Origin of the sequence: Pseudovibrio sp. W74, from assembly GCF_001623085.1 — a bacterium.
GTDB lineage: Bacteria > Pseudomonadota > Alphaproteobacteria > Rhizobiales > Stappiaceae > Pseudovibrio.
Map to the genome: position 1 here is coordinate 555,401 of NZ_LMCJ01000017.1, position 22,155 is coordinate 577,555.

At 51.7% G+C, this 22,155-nt stretch carries 14 protein-coding genes; 8 read left to right on the forward strand and 6 right to left on the reverse strand.

Features of this window, described 5'->3' with window-relative positions; genetic code table 11:
* Positions 1-18 precede the first annotated feature (18 nt).
* The gene (locus tag PsW74_RS13845) at positions 19-504 is read left to right on the forward strand and encodes a hypothetical protein (protein ID WP_063289048.1); all 486 of its coding nucleotides are present in this window, start codon (positions 19-21) and stop codon (positions 502-504) included.
* Positions 505-542: 38 nt separating this feature from the next.
* Here the strand turns inward: PsW74_RS13845 and prfB are convergent.
* From prfB to PsW74_RS13860, 3 genes are all read right to left on the reverse strand, one after another.
* Positions 543-1,674, reverse strand: a protein-coding gene (gene prfB, locus PsW74_RS13850; protein WP_152986604.1) for a peptide chain release factor 2 whose coding sequence is annotated in 2 segments (ribosomal slippage) — positions 543-1,604 and positions 1,606-1,674 — 1,131 coding nt in all. Because the reading frame shifts where the segments join, the coding sequence is not laid out codon by codon here.
* 149 nt (positions 1,675-1,823) lie between these two features.
* A complete protein-coding gene (locus PsW74_RS13855) occupies positions 1,824-4,274 on the reverse strand; it encodes a penicillin-binding protein 1A (protein ID WP_063289049.1) in 2,451 nt (816 codons plus the stop codon).
* 268 nt (positions 4,275-4,542) lie between these two features.
* On the reverse strand, positions 4,543-5,796 hold the full coding sequence (locus tag PsW74_RS13860) for an N-acetylmuramoyl-L-alanine amidase (protein WP_063289050.1): 1,254 nt from the start codon (positions 5,794-5,796) through the stop codon (positions 4,543-4,545).
* 803 nt (positions 5,797-6,599) lie between these two features.
* Between PsW74_RS13860 and PsW74_RS13870 the strand changes: the two genes are divergently transcribed.
* Positions 6,600-9,632, forward strand: coding sequence for a ribonuclease E/G (locus tag PsW74_RS13870; RefSeq protein WP_063289052.1), 3,033 nt, complete (start codon positions 6,600-6,602; stop codon positions 9,630-9,632).
* A gap of 55 nt (positions 9,633-9,687) precedes the next feature.
* Here the strand turns inward: PsW74_RS13870 and PsW74_RS13875 are convergent, their stop codons facing one another.
* Positions 9,688-10,830 (reverse strand): aminotransferase class I/II-fold pyridoxal phosphate-dependent enzyme, encoded by a 1,143-nt coding sequence (locus tag PsW74_RS13875; protein ID WP_063289053.1) that lies wholly within the window; start codon positions 10,828-10,830, stop codon positions 9,688-9,690.
* Positions 10,831-11,015: 185 nt separating this feature from the next.
* Between PsW74_RS13875 and PsW74_RS13880 the strand changes: the two genes are divergently transcribed.
* The 5 genes from PsW74_RS13880 to aat all read left to right on the forward strand — a co-directional run bounded on the left by PsW74_RS13880 (position 11,016) and on the right by aat (position 16,357).
* The gene (locus PsW74_RS13880; protein WP_057464437.1) at positions 11,016-12,458 is read left to right on the forward strand and encodes a M48 family metalloprotease; all 1,443 of its coding nucleotides are present in this window, start codon (positions 11,016-11,018) and stop codon (positions 12,456-12,458) included.
* Positions 12,459-12,509: 51 nt separating this feature from the next.
* Positions 12,510-13,253 carry a DsbA family protein gene (locus tag PsW74_RS13885; protein WP_057464436.1) on the forward strand — a complete coding sequence of 248 codons (744 nt, stop codon included), beginning with the start codon at positions 12,510-12,512 and terminating at the stop codon, positions 13,251-13,253.
* 524 nt (positions 13,254-13,777) lie between these two features.
* Positions 13,778-14,254 carry an acetyl-CoA carboxylase biotin carboxyl carrier protein gene (gene accB, locus PsW74_RS13890; RefSeq protein ID WP_057464435.1) on the forward strand — a complete coding sequence of 159 codons (477 nt, stop codon included), beginning with the start codon at positions 13,778-13,780 and terminating at the stop codon, positions 14,252-14,254.
* A gap of 14 nt (positions 14,255-14,268) precedes the next feature.
* A complete protein-coding gene (gene accC, locus PsW74_RS13895) occupies positions 14,269-15,636 on the forward strand; it encodes an acetyl-CoA carboxylase biotin carboxylase subunit (RefSeq protein ID WP_063289054.1) in 1,368 nt (455 codons plus the stop codon).
* A gap of 31 nt (positions 15,637-15,667) precedes the next feature.
* Positions 15,668-16,357, forward strand: a complete 690-nt coding sequence (gene aat, locus PsW74_RS13900; RefSeq protein WP_063289055.1) for a leucyl/phenylalanyl-tRNA--protein transferase — start codon at positions 15,668-15,670, stop codon at positions 16,355-16,357.
* Between the two features lie 13 nt (positions 16,358-16,370).
* On the opposite strand, the gene PsW74_RS13905 is transcribed toward aat, so the two are convergent.
* Positions 16,371-16,904, reverse strand: coding sequence for a DUF2155 domain-containing protein (locus PsW74_RS13905; protein ID WP_306418677.1), 534 nt, complete (start codon positions 16,902-16,904; stop codon positions 16,371-16,373).
* A 264-nt stretch (positions 16,905-17,168) separates the two neighbouring features.
* Here PsW74_RS13905 and PsW74_RS13910 point away from each other — a divergent pair, with 264 nt between their 5' ends.
* Complete coding sequence (locus PsW74_RS13910) at positions 17,169-19,256, forward strand: mechanosensitive ion channel family protein (RefSeq protein WP_208987977.1); 2,088 nt, start codon at positions 17,169-17,171, stop codon at positions 19,254-19,256.
* A 57-nt stretch (positions 19,257-19,313) separates the two neighbouring features.
* Here PsW74_RS13910 and PsW74_RS13915 read toward each other — a convergent pair whose 3' ends face one another.
* Positions 19,314-22,151 carry a valine--tRNA ligase gene (locus PsW74_RS13915; RefSeq protein ID WP_063289057.1) on the reverse strand — a complete coding sequence of 946 codons (2,838 nt, stop codon included), beginning with the start codon at positions 22,149-22,151 and terminating at the stop codon, positions 19,314-19,316.
* Positions 22,152-22,155: the final 4 nt, after the last annotated feature.

Here is a 22,155-nt window from a genome sequence, read left to right on the forward strand (position 1 = left end):
ACCTTGAGTGTATTTTTCATGAGATTTAAGTTTGCACTTTACCTTGCCCCTCTCCTAATACTCGCATTACCAAACAATAGTGACGCCCGCGCAATGGTCACAACCTTTTCTAAAGCTTCTCTAAAAGACCTAAAACCTCTAATAGAAGATGGAGTGCTAAAAGCAGAAGATGTGGGGTTCATCAAAGTTCATACGACCTACTCCCTACAACTTTTTCGCATCGAGGATACAGAAAGATGCGATGGTTACTTATGCGAAGGCATTCTGGTCGTTCCGCATGGAAAAGGTAATTTCTATATCAATCTTCCGGTTTCAAACCAGATACTCAAAAGCGATCATCTGCAAGAGAACGCAAGTATCTCTGGTATAATAGACACCATATATCTGATCAGCGAAGATGGCTGCTATAAAACAACGGTTAGCTACGCACCTCGACAACCACTTAAAGTTAGGCAAAACCTTCCAGACAAACATTGCTTGCAACACAAAAAGCCCCGAAACTGAGTTCCGGGGCTTTTCTAATTCATTGCAGAAGATAAGGCTTAGTCGAGATCTTCAACCGCAGCAGGCGCGTTGCCGAATGCACGGTGCGCCAGCGTTGCTTCCATGAACTTATCCAGATCGCCATCCAGAACGTCAGAAGGCGCAGTGCTTTCCACGCCAGTCCGCAGGTCCTTCACAAGCTGATATGGCTGCAGAACATAAGAGCGGATCTGATGCCCCCAACCGATATCGGTCTTGGAAGCAGCATCCTTGCTCGCCTGATCTTCACGGCGCTGCAACTCAGCCTCATAAAGACGTGCACGAAGCATATCCCACGCAGTTGCGCGGTTTTTATGCTGTGAACGCTCACTCTGACACTGAACTACAATACCTGTTGGATTGTGCGTAATACGAACAGCAGAGTCAGTCGTGTTCACGTGCTGACCACCTGCACCAGAGGCACGATAGGTATCAATGCGGCAATCGCTTTCGTTGATCTCGATATTGATGCTGTCATCAATAACCGGATAAACCCAGACGGACGCAAAGGACGTATGTCGACGCGCATTGGAGTCATATGGCGAGATACGAACCAGACGGTGAACACCTGCTTCGGTCTTCATCCAGCCGTAAGCATTCTCACCTTTAACGAGCAAAGTTGCAGACTTGATGCCAGCCTCTTCGCCGTCATTGTATTCCATCAGCTCGACCTTATAGCCGTGCTGTTCACCCCAACGACGATACATGCGCAAAAGCATGCTGGCCCAATCCTGACTTTCAGTACCGCCCGCACCGGAATTGATCTCGATATACGTATCATTTCCGTCGGCTTCACCAGAAAGCAAGGACTGCAACTGCAGCTTATTGACCTGTTCCAGCATAGCTTTCAAAGCAGCTTCAGCCTCGTCAACAACGGACTGATCATCTTCCATCTCGCCCATCTCAATCAGTTCCTGATTGTCAACGAGATCCTGCTCAAGCTTGCGAACACCGCCAATGCTGTCATCCAGCTGCTGACGTTCACGCATCAGTTTTTGCGCATTCGTCGGGTCATTCCAAAGATTTGGATCTTCAGAAAGCGCATTGAGTTCATCTAGACGGACAAGTGCAGTGTCCCAGTCAAAGATGCCTCCTCAGCAGGCTTATGGCCTGCTTGATTTCGTCGACGATGGCCTCCATTTCGGCGCGCATCGGATACCTCACTTTTTTGAAAAACAACTGTGCAGTCAGTAACACTGCGTCGGGTGCGAACATAATCGCAGCAAACGATTTCCGCAATCAGCCAGACCACAGAAACTGTGGGCTGGTCATGCAGTTAGCAAGGCCAGCCCATGAAGTTTTTAGTAAAGTCCACCTGTGCCGGACATAACGGCGCGCCCGGCTTCCGGAGACAGATCCTGACGGATACCAATCTCATCCTGAAAGCCAATGACAGAGTAACTGTCTGGTGGCGATGTGCCTGGCTTGAAGGATTCCAGAATTGTACCCGGAGCCCCAGCACCAGCCCGCAGACCAGTACGGCGGTTGATAGATACCAGACGCAATCCGCTTGGAACACGGAACTCCAATGGAGGCGCATCCTTCAGAGCATCTTTCATGAAGGCCGTGAAGATTGGTGCCGCAACCTGACCACCAGTCGCACCGCGGCCCATTTTGCGCGGAGTATCATATCCAACGAACACACCTACAGTCAGTTCTGGCGTAAAGCCAACGAACCATGCATCACGCTCATCATTGGTGGTACCAGTTTTACCAGCAACAGGACGGCCAACAGCTTTAACACTTGTCGCCGTACCGCGCTTGACCACACCTTCCATCATGGAGGTGATCTGGTAGGCGGTCATAGGATCAAGCACCTGCTCACGAGTATCAATAAGCTCGGGCTCTCCCTGATTGCTCCAATACTCTTCGGAGCAATCTGTGCAAACAAGCTGATCGTTCTGATAGATAGTCTCACCATAACGGTTCTGGATACGGTCAATCAGAGTAGGCTGCACTCGGCGCCCGCCATTGGCCATCATGGAATAGGCCGCTGTCATGCGCATCACGGTGGTTTCGCCTGCACCAAGAGACATGGAGAGCACCGGCATCATATTGTCATCAATGCCAAAACTGCGTGCATATTCAGCAACTAGATCCATGCCCATGTCCTGAGCAAGTCGAACAGTCATCACGTTACGGGACAGTTCAATACCTGTACGCAGAGTAGACGGACCGTAGAACTTGCCGCCATAGTTCTGTGGCTTCCAGGGGTCCTGCCCCGGTCCTTGTTCAATCTCAACAGGCGCATCGAGCACCACTGAAGACGGCGTATAGCCATTATCCAGCGCAGCCGCATAGACGAACGGTTTGAACACAGAGCCCGGCTGACGCCAAGCCTGCGTCGCGCGGTTAAACTGGCTTTCGGCGTAGCTAAAACCACCAACCAACGCCACAACGCGGCCGGTATTCGGATCCATAGCAACAATGGCGCCTGAAACCTCAGGCACCTGCCGCAGCACATACTTGCCACTCGCCTGACGCTGAACGTAAATCACGTCGCCCGGGCTTAATACTTCTTGCACATTGCGAGGAGCACGTCCATTGACGCGAGCCCATTTCATATCACTCAGGGAGAGATCTGCACGGACACGCTCAGTAGAAAGTTTCCGGTTTGCCATGCGCTTTGGACGAAGACCTACAACGGCTTTCTGATTACTCACAGACAGAACCACCGCACTCGTCCACTCAGGGACATCGTTCAGCGTCTGAACTTTAGCTAGAGCCGCGCCCCAGTCGCTGGAGGTGATTTCAATCGTGCTGATCGGACCCCGCCATTTACCGCGCTTATGGTCAAAATCTACCAAACCGTCACGCAGCGCCTTACGCGCCTTCAGCTGCATGTCAGGATCAAGGGAAGTACGAACGGACAGACCGTCCTCATAAAGCTTCTCTTCACCGTACTGACCGGCCAACTGGCGTCGCACAGCCTCAGAGAAATACTCAGAGCCTTTCACGAGGTTACCGGTTGGACGCAGTTTAACGTCAAGAGGCTTGGCCTTAGCTTCAATACCTTCCTGAACTGTCACATAGCCGTTCTCAACCATACGGTCGATAACCCAGTTCCGGCGCTCAATCGCACGGTCCCGGTAGCGGTAAGGGTGATAGTTGGACGGGCCTTTAGGAACAGCAGCGAGATACGCAATCTCTTCAAGCTCAAGCTCGTGAACAGATTTATCAAAAAGGATCAGAGAAGCAGCACCAACACCGTAAGCGCCAACACCGAGATAAATCTCATTCAGATAGAGCTCAAGGATCTCTTCTTTTGTAAACGCTTGCTCGATACGCAGAGCAAGAAGCGCTTCTTTGATCTTGCGCTCATACTTCTGCTCACCAGTCAAAAGGAAATTCTTCGCAACCTGCTGCGTAATCGTGGACGCACCAACAAGGCGGCGACCAGACCCACTGTTACGAACGTTTGTGATCACCGCACGGCCAATGCCCCACGGGTCGATCCCGATGTGTTCATAAAAGTTCTTATCTTCAGCAGACAAGAAAGCTTGCTTCACACGGTCCGGAATAGCCTGAATCGGAATAAACAAACGCCGTTCACGCGCGAACTCATACATAAGATGACCATCAGCAGCATGCACACGTGTCATGACTGGCGGTTCATAATCCTTCAGCGCGGTGTAGTCCGGCAGATCCTTGGCTATGTCATTGAGATAAATCCACAATCCGGCAGCTGCAATCAGCCCCAGAACAACTGAAATCCCAAAGAGATATCCAATGAACTTTAAAAATAATCTCATATTCGGGCTCGTTTGCTTTCCCGCTAAGAATGTTCGTGTCGTGAAGCCAGCATTCCAGAGCCAGTTTCAAACGCCGTTCCTGATGCATTTCCCGTTAAGGGTCAAGAGGTCTCGTCCTGAATGAATGCAGCAGAATCGAATCCAGACTTCACTGTTACAGTTTGGCACCCAATCGCTTTTCATTATGGCAAAGCTGAGGCAGGAACTTAGTCTTTATCCCACTGCAGCAGCGACATATACGCACCCGAAAAACAATCACACCAAACAGCTATTGCTGCGCAATTCTAGCCCGAAAGAAACCGTTCGTCGCTTGAACAATCGCATCCGACACGCGTTCCCGCCACTCATCAGAACCTAACATTTTCTCATCCAGATTATTGGAAAGAAATCCAAGTTCAATCAAAACAGACGGAACATCGTGACTTTTCAGCACTTGAAACCCCGCAGAACGAAGCGGATTTTTAATAACTGTTGTGGCGCTTTTAAGTTCTTCAACCACCAACCGTGCAAAATGAATTGAAAAATTCTTGGTTTCACGGCGGGTGAGCTCGACCAAAATATCCGTAACCTCTTCAGGTTCATCAGAAAAATCGACCCCGCCAATCACATCCGAATAGTTTTCACGGCGCGCCAGCGCAGCCGCCATCCGGTCAGACGCCCGCTCTGAAAGAGTGTAGATTGAGGCCCCACGCGTCGTCTCTGCCCCATTTGTGATCGAATCCGCATGAATGGAGATGAACAGATCAGCCCCTTTCCCACGCGCCAGCTTGGTCCGGTTCCCCAAAGAGATGAATTTATCATCATCACGGGTTAGATAGACCTGATAGTAGCCAAGTTTATCCAGTTTCTCTTTCAAAAACCGGCCAAAATTCAGAACGATCGCCTTTTCAAGGGTACCATTACTGCCAACCGCACCAGAATCAACACCGCCGTGCCCCGGATCGATAATGATCACGGGCAGATCGTTTTCAGCCGTTACAGCTGGCTCTTGAGTTTCTTGCTTTGAAACAGATGCCGTCGCCCCTACAGGCTGCGCATGAGAGGTGGCCAGACCAACTGCAGCTTCAAACTCATCAGGAGAAGATTCGGTCAGATCAATAACCAGCCGTGTTGGTTGCTCTTGTACGCCGGGCAGCAAAAAGGTTTTATCTAGAGCGACTGGAGAATTGAGGTCCAGTACTACCCTGGAACGCCCTTTGGAGATGGAGCCATACCGCCAGGACCGAACCAGCCCCCGCCCTTTTGGCACGAAATCTCTTGGAAACTGGAAGGTGACAGACGGCAGGTCAATCACCAACCGATAAGGGTGAGACAAGAATGAAAGGTTATATCCAACCTCACCATCCATATCCAGAATGAAGCGCGTCCGTGCCAGATCTCCGGCAACACGTGCATCAGAAACGACCGAAACCGCATTTTGCGCCGATACAGCATTACTCATGGCAACTGTTGCAATGAGAGAAAACGCGACACAATAAAAGCTGAGAGCACAGAACCTGAATGCATGACTGATGCGGCTCACCTTTTCACTCCCCTATAGAAACACTGGCAATTTAGTTTAAATCAAGTTGAACGATTAAAACACGATTAAGCGAAAGTCACCCCGCCAAACCTATCATTAAGCATTGATTAACAACTGCAGCTTTCGTAGCAAGACATCGCCAGATCGATTTTCCCAAGCTTGCCAAGCGTCTCGAGGGATCGTAAAAGGTTTACTAGGACTTCGATTTGGAATTGTTCCGTAAAGTTGTGAGCCATATTTTTTGAAGCTGATATCCTGAGATTTTCGCAGTTTTCAAACTGATCGAAATGTTTCAAAAAGCCCATATGAGCCATTTGTGCCGTTTCCGGTTTGTTGATGAGGATACGGTATAAACCAACTGGAAGAGCAGTCTGCTCGAGAGCCAAGACAGAGTTTTGCCGTGACATTTTCGGTCATGGCGGGTTGTGAACAGATTTTCTGTCGCTTTGGATAAGTGCTTTATCCCCGAATTTTCGGAGAGATACGGCAGCTAGGCGCAGGAACAGACGTTTACAGATTGGAAGCCTGAAGAAGCGCTTCCATTTCAAGCATACCGCCTTATGGCGGTCAAAAGAGATCATTAAGGGCGAACGGTTTGTCAAAGCTACGCGCAAATACAAATGAACATGAGTTAAGAAGCAGTGCGCCGACGTGTCAGTCGGTCCCTTCTTGCCGTGGTCATGCGCGCCGCCGTCTCTCCTTTTCTACTAGCAACTTACATAACAAGTTGACCGACCTGACGATGTACAAATCTCAGCGCCACTCGCGCCGTCTTCAGTGTTTGGTCCTAAGGAACTCACTTCATGGCAAACAAGATGCTGATAGATGCGACCCACCCGGAGGAGACCCGGGTTACGGTCGTGCGCGGGAATCGGGTTGAGGAATTTGACTTTGAAGCCGCAAACAGAAAGCAGCTTCGCGGAAATATCTACCTAGCTAAAGTCACACGAGTAGAGCCATCACTTCAGGCCGCTTTTGTTGAATATGGTGGCAACAGACACGGGTTCCTCGCCTTCAGCGAAATCCATCCGGATTATTATCAGCTCCCGAAAGAAGATCGGGAGGCCCTTGAAGCTCAGCTTGCAGCCGAAGCAGCTGCAAACCAGCGTGAACGTGCCCGCAGAGAAAAAGAAGAAGCAAAGCGTGAAGCCGAAATTCAGAAGGTTGCTGCAGCGAAAGCCGCAGAAGCCTCTGAAGATGTTGTTGCTGAGCTGATCGAAGCTGAAACCAGTGCTCTGGAAGCAGAACACGAGGCCGAAGCTCTTGCCAGCATGGATGCTCCTTTCCAGGATGACAGCATCGAGGATATCGAGGCGGAAGCTGCGGAAGAAGACGAAGCTGGCAATTCTACAGCTCAAAAAGCAAGCGCTCGTGATGCAACGGCTGCCAAGCCTTCTTCAAAAGAGCCTGTAGCTGAGACTGATACTGCTGAAGACACAGAAGCTTCCGACAAAGCCGCATCAGAAGACGCGACTGAGGAAACTGCAGAAGAGACATCTGAAGCTGAAGAGCAGGATGATAACGAAGAGGAAGCGGAAGCGGAAGCGGAAGAAGAAGTTACCGCACGCCCTCGCCGTCTGCGCGACAACTATAAGATTCAAGAAGTCATCAAACGCCGCCAGCTGCTGCTGGTACAGGTCGTGAAGGAAGAGCGCGGAAATAAAGGCGCTGCTCTGACAACATACTTGTCCCTCGCTGGCCGTTACTCTGTTCTGATGCCAAACACCGACCGTGGCGGCGGGATTTCCCGCAAGATCACGAAGCCAACAGACCGCAAGCGCCTGAAGCAGGTTGCTGGTGATCTGGATGTGCCGAACGGCATGGGCGTTATCCTGCGTACAGCAGGCGCCAGCAGAACCAAAGCAGAAATCAAGCGTGACTTTGAATACCTCCTGCGTCTTTGGGAAAATGTCCGCGAACTGACCCTTGATTCAGCAGCCCCTACCCTCGTTTACGAGGAAGGCAGCCTGATCAAGCGCTCTATTCGCGACCTGTACAACAAAGACATTGATCAGGTTATGGTCTCTGGCGAAGAAGGCTACCGTGAAGCGAAAGACTTCATGCGCATGCTGATGCCAAGCCATTCCAAGAATGTTCAGCCTTATCGCGATGCAACGCCAATCTTCACCCGTTTCGGTGTAGAAGCCCAGCTCGACGCAATGTTCTCACCGCAGGTGACGCTGAAGTCCGGTGGCTACATTGTCATCAACCAGACAGAAGCGCTTGTTGCGATTGATGTGAACTCTGGGAAAGCAACCCGCGAACAGAACATTGAAGACACAGCTCAGGCAACCAACCTGGAAGCCGCAGAAGAAATTGCACGTCAACTTCGCCTGCGCGACCTCGCCGGTCTTGTGGTTATTGATTTCATTGATATGGAAGAGAACCGCAACAACCGCGCAGTTGAACGTCGCCTGAAAGAATGTCTGAAGTCTGACCGCGCCCGCATTCAGGTTGGCCGCATCTCACATTTCGGCTTGCTCGAAATGTCACGTCAGCGCATCCGCACCGGCGTACTCGAAAGCTCATCAGTTGTTTGCCCACACTGCCATGGTTCTGGCATCGTGCGCTCAGTAGAATCTGTTGCTCTGCACATCCTCCGCTCCCTGGAAGATCAGCTGCTGCGTGGCTCTACTCACAACTTGAATCTGAGCACGCCAAATGAAGTGGCGATGTACATTCTCAACCAGAAGCGCCATCACTTGATGGATCTGGAACGTCGTTTCGGTCTGGAAATCTCTATTCTCGGAGACGACACCGTCACCGAACAGCACTTCACTTTGGAGCGTGGCGAGCTTGCAACACCAAGCGAGCGTACGCAGCCTCTGCCAGCTACAGTTCAGCCGGACACCATCTTCCCCGTTGAGGAGGAAGAAGAAGAAGAAATTGTTGAAGAGACTATAGAGGAAGAGAAGCAAGAAGCAGCTGATGAGGACGGCAATGATCGTCGTCGTCGCCGTCGTCGCCGTCGTCGTCGCACTGGCAACGAGAAAGACGAAGCTGAGCAGCAGGAAACAACATCTGCGAGCGCTGAAGAGTCGTCTACTGAAGAGGACACATCCTCTGAAGAAAAGTCAGCTGACGCGGACTCTGCTGAGCTAACAGACGAAGAAGAAGATCGCCGCCGCAAGCGTCGCCGTGGTCGCCGTGGTGGCCGCCGCTCTCGTCGCAGAAGCGCATCTGATGAAAACGGCGAGAACGGTGAAAGCTCCGAGGAAGCAGAAGGCTCAAAAGAAAGCTCTGCGGACAGCGTTGAAGAGATCATCGCAGAAGCAAAATCTGAGACCGCAGATGAGGCAGTAGCTGTAGAAGACACTGCTACTCCTGCAGAGCCGGTAACAGAGGCTGTAGCTGAAGAAGAGCCGAAGAAAGAAACCCGCAAGCCTCGCCGTCGTCGCAGAGTAAAACCTGCACCTGAGGAAACAGCTGAAAAGGAAGCTTCTACAGAAGCAACCGAAGCCCCTGCCCCACAGGCAGAAGAAACTTCAGACGTCGCGGTGAAAGAAGCTCCGGCAGAAGTGGCAGTACAAGCAGAGCAACCTGCAGAAGCTCCGGCAGAACCAGTAAGCAAGTCTGCAGAACCAGTTGCTGAGCAGCCTAAAGAAGAAAAGCCTGCGGAAATCGCTAAGGTTGAAGTGAAGGAAGAAGCTCCGGCTGTCGAGGCCCCTAAAGCTGCAGAAGCAGAAGTTGAGGCCGAAGCACCAGCGAAACCGAAAGCGCCAACCAAACCGGTTGTGACATCGCATAAGGTTGTTGAAGGGGAAACTGTTGCCGTTGAAGGCGATGATGACTCGCCGCGCCGCACAGGTTGGTGGCAACGCCGCTCTTTCTTCTAAGAAGAAACAAGTTCAAAAAAAGCCCGCTCTACTGAGCGGGCTTTTTTATTGCCTGTTACTTGAGCCAGTCTTCCAACCGCTCCACCGCAAGCTTGATATCGGACTCCTTCCCCGCAAAGGAAAAGCGCATGTATTGATTCCCGCGCGTCAGATCGAAATCCACACCGGGCGTCGCTGCAATGTGTGTCTCTGCCAACATCTTCTGACAGAACTCCATGGAATCGTTGGTGAGCTTTGAAACACCGGCATACACATAGAACGCACCATCAACCGGCAGCACATCAAAACCAAGCTGAGGAAGATGATCAAGCAGCACCTGCCTGTTGGCAGCATACCCAGCCTTGATCTTCTCATAATCCTCCGTCGCATCAAAAGCAGCAGCTGCAGTCACTTGCGCCAGCTCTGGGGGCGAAATGTAAAGGCTCTGCGCAATCCGCTCAATCGGACGTACAAGCACCTCAGGCAACACCATCCAGCCAATACGCCAACCTGTCATGCAATAGTATTTGGAAAAGCTATTGACGATGATCGCCTTGTCCGTAAAGCGGAGCGCCGTCTCCTCCTCCATATCATAGGCAAGCCCATGGTAAATCTCATCAGAGATGAACCACAGATCCATCGCTTCACAAGCCTCAACCAATGCCTTGAGAGCATCAGGAGACATCATGGTCCCGGTTGGATTCGCCGGGCTGGCCACAAGCACGCCCTTTAGCGGCTTCTCCTTATGCACTGCCTCAAGAATCTCAGGGGTAAGCGACCAGCGCGTTTCCGGCCCAACCTCAATCTCCACACACTCCAGCCCTAACACCTCAATAATATTGCGGTAGGCCGGATAGCCCGGAGATGTAATTGCAATGCGGTCCCCTCTGTCAAACCCGGCAAGAAACGCAAGGTTAAAACCGGCAGAAGAACCCGTAGTTGCAAAAATGCGAGATTCTGGAACCTCTAATCCAAAGGTTTGCTTATAGTAGCGAGCAATGCTCTTCTTCAGCAACGGAATGCCTTGCGCTTCCGTGTATCCCAATCGGCCAGAAGACAGGTGGTCATGCGCAACCTTCAAAACCGAGTCAGGAACAGGCGCTCCCGGCTGCCCCACTTCCATGTGCAGCACATGTTCTCCGCTTTGCTCAAGGCGGTTAGCAGCATTCAGCACTTCCATAGCTTGAAAAGGCAGGACTTCACTACGTTTTGATCCCATTAATACTGACAAATGCATTCCCTCTTATTTCTTCTTCTCAGAGCCTGTGCTTTAATTTTTCGGGCTACCTAGCAATTTTGCCTAATAACTGCCTATCTTGGGTGGTTAAGGCTTATTTGAAAGTCTATGTAGTACTTTAAGTGCGAACCGCTCTGCGCCTGCCAAGCCAATTAAGGGGACTTGACGTGCAATTTAAGAACAATGCATTGAAACGTGTGATTGAACCAGTCAAATCACAAGCAACAAAGTTTGCGCGCAAAATTCTTATAACAGCAACCGCACTTTCACTGGTTGTACCTAATGTGGCAATCACCACAGCTCAAGCTCAACAAAAGAAGGGGCTCCCCCTCGTTCGCGATGCAGAAACTGAAGATCTGCTGCGCGAATACGCCAAACCGATCTTCCGAGCAGCTGGACTTCCTGCCAATCAGGTTGAGATCATTTTGGTCAACGACAAGAGCTTTAACGCCTTTGTTCCAGACAGCCGAAGGATGTTTATCAACCTCGGCGTCATCATGGATGCCAAAACGCCAAGCGAAGTGATCGGCGTGATCGCACACGAGACCGGCCATATTGCAGGCAACCATCTGGTTCGCATGCGCCAGGCAGCGTCAAACGCACAGATCATGTCTGTTATCGGCATGATCCTGGGTGCAGGCGCTATGGCAGCAGGTGCAACCACGGGCAACAGCTCTATCGCCCGCGGTGGTGCAGCAGCTGTCTCCGGTGGCGGAGCGCTCGCCCAACGAAGTTTCTTGTCCTATCGCAGATCTGAGGAATCATCAGCTGATCAGGCAGCCCTGCGCTACCTCGATCGCATCGGCGTTTCTGCCAAGGGCATGCTCACAACATTTGAACGCATGGCGGATCAGGCTCTGTTTTCAGCGCAGTATGTAGATCCATACGCGCTCAGCCACCCCATGCCGCGCGCCCGTTTCAACGCCCTTCAAAACAGGGCTCAAAAGGCGAAGCACTTTAACAAGAAAGACCCTGAGCGCCTTCAGCTGAAGCATGACATGGTCAAAGCCAAACTGCTGGCATTCACCAGTCACAGAAACTCAGTTTATCGTGCCTATCCGGAAAGAGACAAAAGCCTCCCTGCGCAGTATGCCCGTGCTATTGCCAGCATGAGGTCCGACAAAGCGTCAAAAGCTGTCAGAAAAATTGACGCCCTGATCTCAAAAGCGCCGGAATATCCGTATTTTTATGAAATCAAAGGACAGGCGCTGCTCGAAGGCGGCAAGCCGAAAGCCGCAATTGCGCCATTCCGTAAGGCGCTGGCGCTTTATCCTGGCAATCCGCATTTTGAAATTTGGCTGGGCTTCGCAATGGTCGCATCCGATGACAAGCGATACCTGAAAGAAGCAAAGAGCATTTTGACCAGAGCTCTGCGAAAAGACAGATATTCCATGAACGGCTATGCCCAGCTTGCAATTGCAAATGCCCGTCTGGGCGATATCGCTGGAGCAGATCTGGCAACCGCTCAAAGCCATATGACCCGCGGCGATGTCCGCAGCGCACAGCGCTACGCAAAACGCGCTCAGAAAAAATTGAAAGTCGGCTCACCCGCCTGGCAACAAGCTGACGATATACTGTCAGTCAAAGTGCCTCAGCTCAGACGCCGCTAACAAATCAGACTGATAAAAATCAAGCACCCGAACAGGGTTACAGGAGACGTCATGAACAAACTCATTCGCAGAGCTGCGATCACATGTGCAGCAACGTTCGCCCTGCTGCCAGCAACTTTTTCTGCACAAGCAGAAACAGTGAACCGCGCTGAAGTCGAAACAATCATCAAGGAATACCTTGTTGCAAATCCGGAAATCGTGCTGGAAGCACTTCAGGAACTTGATAAGCGCCGCCTCGCAGAAGAAGAAAGCGCACGCAAAGGTGCTATCTCCAGCCTCTCTGATGAGATCTACAACAGTGACTACCAGATTGTCCTCGGCAACCCGGATGGCGACGTCACGCTCGTAGAGCTGTTTGACTACAACTGCGGTTACTGTAAGCGCGCATTGTCTGACCTTGTTCGCCTCGTTGATGAGGACAAGAACCTCCGCGTTGTCTTGAAAGAGTTCCCTGTTCTGGGCAAAGCCTCTCAGGAAGCCGCACGCGTTGCGATCGCAGTTGCTGAAGTTGCACCTGATAAATACGAGGATTTCCACCTCGCACTTCTGGGTCAGCCTGGCCGCGCAAACCTCGCCAGCAGCCTGAAAGTTGCAAAGGACCTCGGGATCTCTGATGCAGATCTTGAAAAATCAATGAAGTCCAGCCGCGCAGCTGAAACCTTCCAGGAAGTATTCACGATTGCTGAACAGCTCGGCATCACCGGAACCCCTTCCTACATTTTGGGTGAAGAAGTGATCGTTGGAGCCGTCGGCTACGACACTTTGAAGGAAAAAATTGCAGCTGAACGCGAGTAGATTGATCCCAATCGCGCATATTAACGCATTTTCGCAGCTTTATCCTTAAGAACTCAACTCAGAGCGGACAAAGGTCTTTTCCTTGGTCCGCTCTGACCATATAAGAGGGCCAGTTATGTTTATTTGCCTGGCTACACTTTACCAATACGTCAAGTAAACCTAGCTTATTACACAGAGTTTTTGAGAACAGATTGGTTGCGTAGGCGCAACTACATTTGTGTACTTCTGAGTAAATCAAAGCGTTATGTGCCTTTCTGCGCTAATAAACATGATATTGCCTTATGCGCAGCCTAGGCACTCCGGATGCATACTTTTTAAAAGACAGCATCTCGCAAATAGAGAATTAATGGCTATCTAAGCAGTTAATAACCAACTGCTTGCGTAGTTCATTCAGTCAGAAAATCCATAGTTTGCTCTGAGCAATTGGATTTTCACAGATTATTAAAGGCCATCCTTGCTGCACAATCGCTTTGGGGGCCAAACCGAAGGCTCCTGGCATTAGTCAGGGCATTTCGAACTGGACGATGAAAACGATGACGAAAGAAACTAAGTTTGATCAGGAAATGATCCGCCAGCTTGCAAATGTGCTGGACGAAACCAACCTGACCGAAATCGAAGTGGAACAAAAAGATCTCCGCGTTCGTGTCGCTCGTCAGCTGACAGTGGGTGCAGTGGCACCAGTAGCAGCACCTGCTCCTGTTGCTGCGCCGGCACCAGCAGCGGCCGCACCTGTAGAGATTGCAGTTTCTGCAGATGCAGCAAACCATCCGGGCGCAGTTACTTCTCCAATGGTTGGCACAGCCTATCTGGCACCAGAGCCAGGCGCGTCAGTCTTTATTGAAGTAGGTAAGTCCATCAAGAAGGGCGAAACAATTCTGATCATTGAAGCTATGAAGACCATGAATCAGATCCCTTCACCAAAGTCAGGCACTGTGACTGCAATTCTGGTTGAAGATGGTCAGCCAGTTGAATTCGGCGAACCACTTATCATCATCGAATAACAGGCGAAGTCTCTATGTTCTCAAAGATCCTCATCGCAAACCGCGGCGAGATCGCACTCCGCATCCTTCGGGCATGTAAAGAGCTTGGCATTCGCACTGTAGCGGTCCACTCTACTGCCGACGAAGATGCAATGCATGTGCGCCTTGCTGACGAAAGTGTTTGTATTGGTCCGCCGGTAGCGCGCGACAGCTACCTCAACATCCCGCAGATTCTGGCAGCCTGTGAAATCACTGGCGCCGACGCTGTGCATCCCGGTTATGGTTTCCTTTCCGAAAATGCACGCTTTGCGGAGATTCTTGAGGCGCACGGCATCACCTTTATCGGCCCTACCTCAGAGCACATCCGTGTGATGGGCGATAAGATTCAGGCGAAAACCACGGCAAAAGAACTGGGCATTCCAGTTGTGCCTGGTTCTGATGGTGGCATCACTCCTGAAGACGACGTCCATGCAATCGCTAAGGAAATCGGTTATCCGGTTCTCGTAAAAGCAGCAGCAGGCGGCGGTGGCCGCGGCATGAAAGTCGCCCTGACAGCTGAAGATCTGGATACTGCGATCTCAACCGCACGTTCCGAATCCAAAGCAGCCTTTGGCGATGATGCTCTGTACATGGAAAAGTACCTCGGCAAACCACGCCACATTGAGGTACAGGTACTGGGTGACGGTCAGGGCAACGCGATCCACCTTGGCGAGCGCGACTGTTCTTTGCAGCGCCGCCACCAGAAGGTATTCGAAGAGTGCCCATCCCCTGCGCTCAATGAAGAACAACGGATGGAAATCGGCGAAGTTTGTGCAGACGCTATGCGTAAGCTCAAGTATCGCGGTGCGGGCACAATCGAATTCCTTTATGAAAACGGTGAGTTCTACTTCATTGAAATGAACACCCGTTTGCAGGTGGAACATCCTGTAACCGAGATGGTTACCGGCATTGATCTTGTGATCGAACAGATCCGCATCGCTGGTGGTTCTACTCTGTCAATCAATCAGGAAGAAGTTCGCTTCTCTGGTCATGCGATTGAGTGCCGTATCAACGCAGAGCATCCTCTGACCTTCGCACCATCTCCGGGCACAATCACCTATTACCACCCACCGGGCGGTCTGGGTGTGCGCGTAGATTCAGGCGTTTATCAGGGCTACAAAATTCCTCCACATTATGACAGCCTGATCGGTAAGTTGATCGTTCATGGCCGGACCCGTGTGGAATGTATGATGCGCCTGCGTCGTGCTCTGAGCGAGTTTGTGGTTGATGGCATCAACACAACTGTTCCGCTCTTCACAGAGCTTCTGGACAATCAGGATATCGCCAACGGCGCCTATGATATCCATTGGCTTGAGAAGTTCCTGGAAGCGCACATCGCAGCACAGAACTCCGAAGAAAACTGAGGAGATTTAGGGAGGTCAAAAGCAGGCCAGCATGGAATTTAAGATTACCCTACAAATTCTGCTTAAAGCATACGCTTGTGGCATCTTTCCAATGGCTGAGACTGCTGACTCTCCTGATCTTTTCTGGATTGATCCCGAGCGGCGAGGTATCTTGCCGCTCGATTCATTTCACATCCCCAAACGGCTCGCCAGAACCGTCCGCTCCGACAAGTTTGTCGTTCGAGCCTCCCGTGATTTCAAAGCAGTAATCTCTCACTGCGCGACAACCACCTCAGAGCGCAAAGAGACATGGATCAACACCGAGATCCGCAAGCTCTACACTGCACTTTTTGCCATGGGGTATTGCCACACAATCGAGGTCTATAACGCCGCTGACGAGCTCGTTGGCGGCCTTTACGGTGTATCACTGGGCGGTGCCTTCTTTGGGGAGAGCATGTTCTCACTGGAGCGGGACGCCTCCAAGGTTGCCCTTGTGCATCTGTATGGCCGTCTGCTCTATGGAGGCTACAGGTTACTGGACGCTCAGTTCGTAACAGAACATCTGGAACAGTTCGGGGCGACAGAAGTTCCCAAAGAGCAGTATGGCAAGCTGCTGGAAAATGCGCTGATGGTACTCGGAGATTTTCACGCGCTACCGCAGGAAAGCTCTGGCAAGCTGGTGCTGCAGATCATCAAGGACATGCGCCCTGCTCCACCTAAAACCAAAAACGGCCTCATCTGAGAGGCCGCATCATTTACCGCAGTGTTGCAACAACCTTCGGTCGTGGCACCGGAATTTCGCCTGAAGAAACAAAGTCTTTCCCAGCAAGATCATCCTCTTCGGAGACAAGATCAACAGCTGGTCCAGCATATCCTTCTGGCGGTGGCACAGAAGTCGTTTTCTTACAGTTGATCAGCCAGATGTCATAGACACTGTGCTCAACAGCGTGCACACCAGGGTTACTTGCAAACATCCAGCCACTGAAAATCCGACGAACTTTACTGTCAAGCGTAAGCTCATCAACCTCAATAAACGCAGTGGTTTGAGAGGCTTCTGTCCGAGGGCGGGAATTACAAACGCGCGGCGTTACCTGAAGCGCACCAAACTGAACTGTCTCATCAATATAGACATCAAACGTGGTAATGCGGCCGGTGATTTTATCCAGCCCTTTGAACACTGCAACCGGGTTTTTAATTGGTGTCTGAGCTTGTGCAGGCAATGCAAATGCTGCCCCACCGATCAACGCAGCAAGTGCGCAGGATGCAGCGCGCCCAAGATATTTACGCATTGTAAAACCCATAAAACTTTCCAGCAGCTAGTGATTCAAACGCCCAAGCTGTAAAGGGCTTAGCACTGGAATGCTACGGGGAAAAGGCCAGAACGAGGCAAACACGCGGCAATCGCTGAGGAATCTCAGCTAACCCACAGGCGTTGCGCGAAAGCCACGATAACCCACCGGCAAATTTTACTTAAATAACAAGGCGTGGATTGTCCAAATGGTCTTGAGTGGCTGGTTTCATAGAGCAGGAAGCAGGCAACAACCGAGACCTCAATGCAACCAGAGCAACCGCCCTCAATAACCCAGCAACAACAGCCACACCGGGCCTCCAGTGTGCTTTGCGTTGGTTTGCGTTATTTGTGCATTGCACGCGTTTTTTCTGCGTTTCTTTGCGTTCTTTTGTTTCTGGCACTCTCGAGCCAGGCTCCCGCCCAGTCTCTCTACCAGAAGTACATCAAACAGCAGCAAAAGGAGATCCTGAAAGCTCCCTCAGAAAAGCCTGAGATGCCATCTGACGAAAACGGCATGCCTGAGACACTGCGCATGCCGGCAATGCCTTTGATGGAGTTTCGCGCAAAAGACATTATCGGCATGTTCCCTCTTGCACCTGCCGACACCAGCTCACCAAGAGCGACGCTGGACAGCTTCCTCGATATCATGGAGGAAACAAACCACCTTATTCAGGAAGCTTACGAAGAAAACACAGGTATGGGTGCGTTCTCCATGGAAACGCTCGGCATGAGCAAAAACCATGAGCACATTCAGAACCAGATCCATCTCGCCGAGATTCTTCTGGAGCGTGCTAGAGGCTGCTTTGATCTTTCCGGCCTCCCCAGCGCAACACGCCAGCAAACGTCACTGGAACTGGTTTTGCAGCTTAAAGAGATACTGGATCGCATCCCGCTTCCCCCCTTCCCGGATATCCCCGGAACAGCAGCAGGCACCTACGACTTCAATCAGGCCGATTTGGAAAGCTCCTGGACGATCCCATTCACCCAAATCGTTATCACCAGGATGACTGAGGGGCCGCAGCAAGGAGACTATGTCTTCTCAGCAGAAACAGTGGACCGGATTCCAGAGTTTTATGAGGAAGTCAAAGCGCTCCCGTCCCGCTCCTCCATTCCGCAAGACCTTTACCACTTCTTTGCCAGCAGTCCCGGGCACCTGCTTCCGCCAGCCTGGTTCTCGCTGATTGAAAGCCAACCTCCATGGCTACTGGAGCTGTATTATGGACAGGCCGTCTGGCAATGGTTCGCGCTGATCCTGATCACAGCAATCGCCGCAGTCATTCTTTTCTTCTTCGTCACCACCATGCGACGCTTACCAGACCGCAAGAAGCCGGTCCGGCGACAAGTGCTCAGCATCATCACTTCTGGCGTTATTGTCGGCTCGCTCATCTTTCTGCGTTATCTGGCTGATTATCAAATCAACATCGGTGGCCCGGTTCTGCAAGTCTATGACCTGACCATCGAAACACTCGTCTGGATTGGCGGCGCAGTCATCATATACAAGGTCCTCCGCCTCCTGAGCGAGCTGGTGCTGCTCAAGAACCGCGGCGTTGCCTCCATCGACCGCAGCATCATCCGCACAGCAACGCAGTTCTTCGCCATCCTGTGCGCTCTCATTCTGCTCACTTATGGCGCAACCCGCCTGAACATCCCGCTCTACGGCATCATTGCAGGTATCAGTGTTGGCGGCCTCGCAATCGCCCTGGCCGCTCAACCCACGCTCGAAAACCTCCTCGGCGGCCTGATCCTCTATGCAGACGGCATTGTCCGTGTCGGAGATTATTGCGAGTTCAACAAGGTCCGCGGTCACGTAACATCCATCGGCATGCGCTCAACCCGCATCAGAACAACGGACAGAACGCTGGTCACCATCCCCAACGCCGACCTTGCCAAGATGAACTTCATGAACTTCACACTGAAGGACCACTTCCGCGTCGTTCTCAGATTTGCATTGAAGTACGACACCAGCGCTGAGCAACTGGAAAAGCTCATTTCCAAGATCAAACGGATGCTAGCCAAACATCCGCTGTCTCAACCGGACGCAGCAAAAGTGAGGCTGGAGAACATTGATGAAAACGGCATTGTAATCCAGATCGAAGACAGCGTTCAGGCAGCAACCCGGGATGAGTATCTCGCTATTCAGGAGAGCATCATCATCCGCACTCTGAAACTCATTTCAGTTCAGAACATTGAAGTCGCCCACCCCTTCGTCACCAATTACGGTGAAAGCAGCAGCCTCCAACCGCCCGAAACTCCAGTTGCCCCGGCTGTGAAACCTAAGCAAGAAACCAGCCCGAAAACTGAGGCCAAACCCAAAACCAAAGCCGGGAAAGCAAAGAAGAAGAAGGCTTAAGCAAAAAACGCGGCCCCGAAGAGCCGCGTTTTGCAAAATTCAAAGGATGAAAGAGCCTTAGCCCAAAGCTGCGAGGCGCTCCAAAGCGGCATCCATCTTTTCCTTGCGCTCAGCAAGTTCAGCCACTTTTTCTTTTTCAGCAGCAACAACGTCTTCTGGAGCTTTTGCAAGGAAACGTTCGTTTTCAAGCTTCTTGGAGATCTTGGTGAGTTCACCAACGATCTTGTCCAAAGACTTGCCAAGACGTGCCTTTTCAGCATCCAGATCGATAACACCTGCCAGAGGCAGACAAACGGTCGCTTCGCCAACAACAATCTGAGCAGAGCCCTGTGGGATCTCATCAGCAGTGGTGACTGTTTCAGCACGCGCGTTCTTCATGATCGCCGCTTCGTGGATTTCCAGACGGGCTTTGGTCTGCTCGGAAGCACCACACAGAACAACAGGAACCTTCGCCCCAGCCGGAACGTTCATTTCAGAACGAACCGAGCGAATCTGGACAATCATGTCGATCAGCCAGTTGATCTCAGCAGCAGCCTCGCCGTCTTCACCAATGGAAGTCGGCCAGGCAGAAAGCGCCAGAAGCTTCTCACGCTTGTTCTCGCCATCTTCAACCGTACGCATCCAAAGCTCTTCCGTGATGAACGGCATGAACGGGTGCAGAAGCTTCAGGATCTCATCACGAGCCCAGGCTGTTGTGGCACGAACTTCTTCCTTGGCCGCTTCATCATCGCTGTAGAAGATCGGCTTGGTCAGCTCAACATACCAGTCACAGAATGTGTTCCAGACAAAGCGGTATGCACCACCAGCAGCATCGTTGAAGCGGTATGTATCAATCGCCTCAGAAACTTCGCGAATAGCGCGGCTGGTTTCAGTCACGATCCAGCGGTTCACGGTCTGCTTAACAAGTGCAGGGTCAAAGCCGTCTACAGCATGACACTCGTTCATTTCCGCAAAGCGGCAAACGTTCCAGAGCTTGGTGGTAAAGTTGCGATAACCAGCAACGCGAGACGTCGCCAGCTTGATATCGCGGCCCTGTGCAGCCATGGCTGCCAGAGTGAAGCGCAGAGCATCTGCACTGTATTCTTCAATCAGCGCCAGCGGATCAATCACATTGCCCTTGGACTTGGACATCTTCGCGCCCTTCTCGTCACGGACGAGGGCGTGAATGTAAACCGTGTCGAATGGCTCAGTCTTCATATAGTGCTTGCCCATCATCATCATGCGGGCAACCCAGAAGAAGATGATGTCGAAGCCGGTCACAAGAACAGACGTCGGGTAGTAGCGTGCAAGCTCAGCGGTTTTATCCGGCCAGCCCATAGTCGAGAACGGCCACAACGCAGAAGAGAACCAGGTATCCAGAACGTCTTCATCGCGGTACATGGCAACAAAGTCAGCTTCACCGGCATCATGCGCAGCAAGAGCATCGTTCTGCTCCATCAGCTTAACAGGCTTGCCGTAAAATTCTGCAGCAGCAGCCAAAGCTTCTTCTTCGCTCTTTTCAACGAAGAACTTACCTTCCGGGCCATACCACGCAGGGATACGGTGTCCCCACCACAACTGACGGGAAATACACCACGGCTGGATGTTTTCCATCCACTCGTAATAGGTCTTGTCCCAGTTGGCAGGAACGAACTTGGTGCGACCTTCACGGACGGATGCAATAGCAGGCTGTGCCATGGTCTTGGCATCAACATACCACTGGTCAGTCAGCATAGGCTCAATCGGAACGCCGCCACGGTCGCCATGTGGAACCATGTTGACGTGATCAACAACCTCATCCAGCAGACCGCGCTCTTCCAGCATGGAAACAATCAGCTTGCGTGCCGCAAAGCGCTCAACACCTTCAAGTGTTTCCAGTGTTTTGCTCAGCTCATCGGTCAGTTCCAGACCATCCATAAAGCCTTCTGCTTCACGCAGAACAATATTGGCTTCACGGTCCATGATGGAAATCTGACGCAGAGAATGACGCTTACCAATGTCAAAGTCATTGAAATCATGCGCAGGCGTAACCTTCATCGCGCCTGTACCGGTTTCAAGATCAACATAATCGTCAGCAAGGATTGGAATACGGCGGCCAACCAGCGGCAGGATAATGTCTTTGCCCTGCAGCTCCTTAAAGCGCTCATCATCAGGATGAACGATAACAGCCGTATCACCCAACATAGTTTCCGGGCGAGTGGTCGCAATCACGATGTAATCACGCGCCTCAAACTCGGTCGCCTTGCCGTCTTCATCAAACGCAACAGGGTGCTGGTACGTCACACCATCCGCCAGCGGATAGCGGAAATGCCACATGTTGCCCTGCATCTCCTTCTGCTCAACTTCCAGATCGGAAATCGCAGTCAAAAGTTTAGGATCCCAGTTCACAAGGCGCTTGTCCTTGTAAATCAGGTCCTCTTTGTAAAGAGAAACAAACACTTCCAGAACGGCTTTGGAGAGGCCTTCGTCCATGGTGAAACGCTCACGGGACCAGTCACAAGACGCACCAAGGCGCTTGAGCTGGTTAAAGATCATCCCGCCGGACTCACCTTTCCATTTCCACACACGTTCAATAAACGCTTCACGGCCAAGGTCACGACGCGTGACATTGCCGCCGTCAGCAGCCATCTGGCGCTCAACGACCATTTGTGTCGCAATACCTGCGTGGTCCATACCTGGCTGCCACAAAACGTCGCGACCACGCATACGCTGGTAGCGAACCATAATGTCCTGCAAAGTGTTGTTGAGAGCATGCCCCATATGCAGAGAGCCTGTCACATTCGGCGGCGGAATCACGATTGAGTAGGTCGCAGCTCCATCTTCTGCGCCCGCACCTGCCTTAAAGGCCCCTGCCTGTTCCCAAGCGTCGTAAATCCGCGGCTCAACAGAGGCCGCCTCATATGTTTTATCCAGCATACCT

Bases quoted from the DNA above. Each gene is read 5' to 3' on its own strand.
- PsW74_RS13875 (WP_063289053.1), bottom strand. From the start codon at position 10,830: ATGGGATCAAAACGTAGTGAAGTCCTGCCTTTTCAAGCTATGGAAGTG.
- accC (WP_063289054.1), top strand. From the start codon at position 14,269: ATGTTCTCAAAGATCCTCATCGCAAACCGCGGCGAGATCGCACTCCGC.
- accB (WP_057464435.1), top strand. From the start codon at position 13,778: ATGAAAACGATGACGAAAGAAACTAAGTTTGATCAGGAAATGATCCGC.
- PsW74_RS13915 (WP_063289057.1), bottom strand. From the start codon at position 22,151: ATGCTGGATAAAACATATGAGGCGGCCTCTGTTGAGCCGCGGATTTAC.
- PsW74_RS13855 (WP_063289049.1), bottom strand. From the start codon at position 4,274: ATGAGATTATTTTTAAAGTTCATTGGATATCTCTTTGGGATTTCAGTT.
- PsW74_RS13885 (WP_057464436.1), top strand. From the start codon at position 12,510: ATGAACAAACTCATTCGCAGAGCTGCGATCACATGTGCAGCAACGTTC.
- PsW74_RS13845 (WP_063289048.1), top strand. From the start codon at position 19: ATGAGATTTAAGTTTGCACTTTACCTTGCCCCTCTCCTAATACTCGCA.
- PsW74_RS13905 (WP_306418677.1), bottom strand. From the start codon at position 16,904: ATGCGTAAATATCTTGGGCGCGCTGCATCCTGCGCACTTGCTGCGTTG.
- PsW74_RS13870 (WP_063289052.1), top strand. From the start codon at position 6,600: ATGGCAAACAAGATGCTGATAGATGCGACCCACCCGGAGGAGACCCGG.
- PsW74_RS13910 (WP_208987977.1), top strand. From the start codon at position 17,169: ATGCAACCAGAGCAACCGCCCTCAATAACCCAGCAACAACAGCCACAC.
- aat (WP_063289055.1), top strand. From the start codon at position 15,668: ATGGAATTTAAGATTACCCTACAAATTCTGCTTAAAGCATACGCTTGT.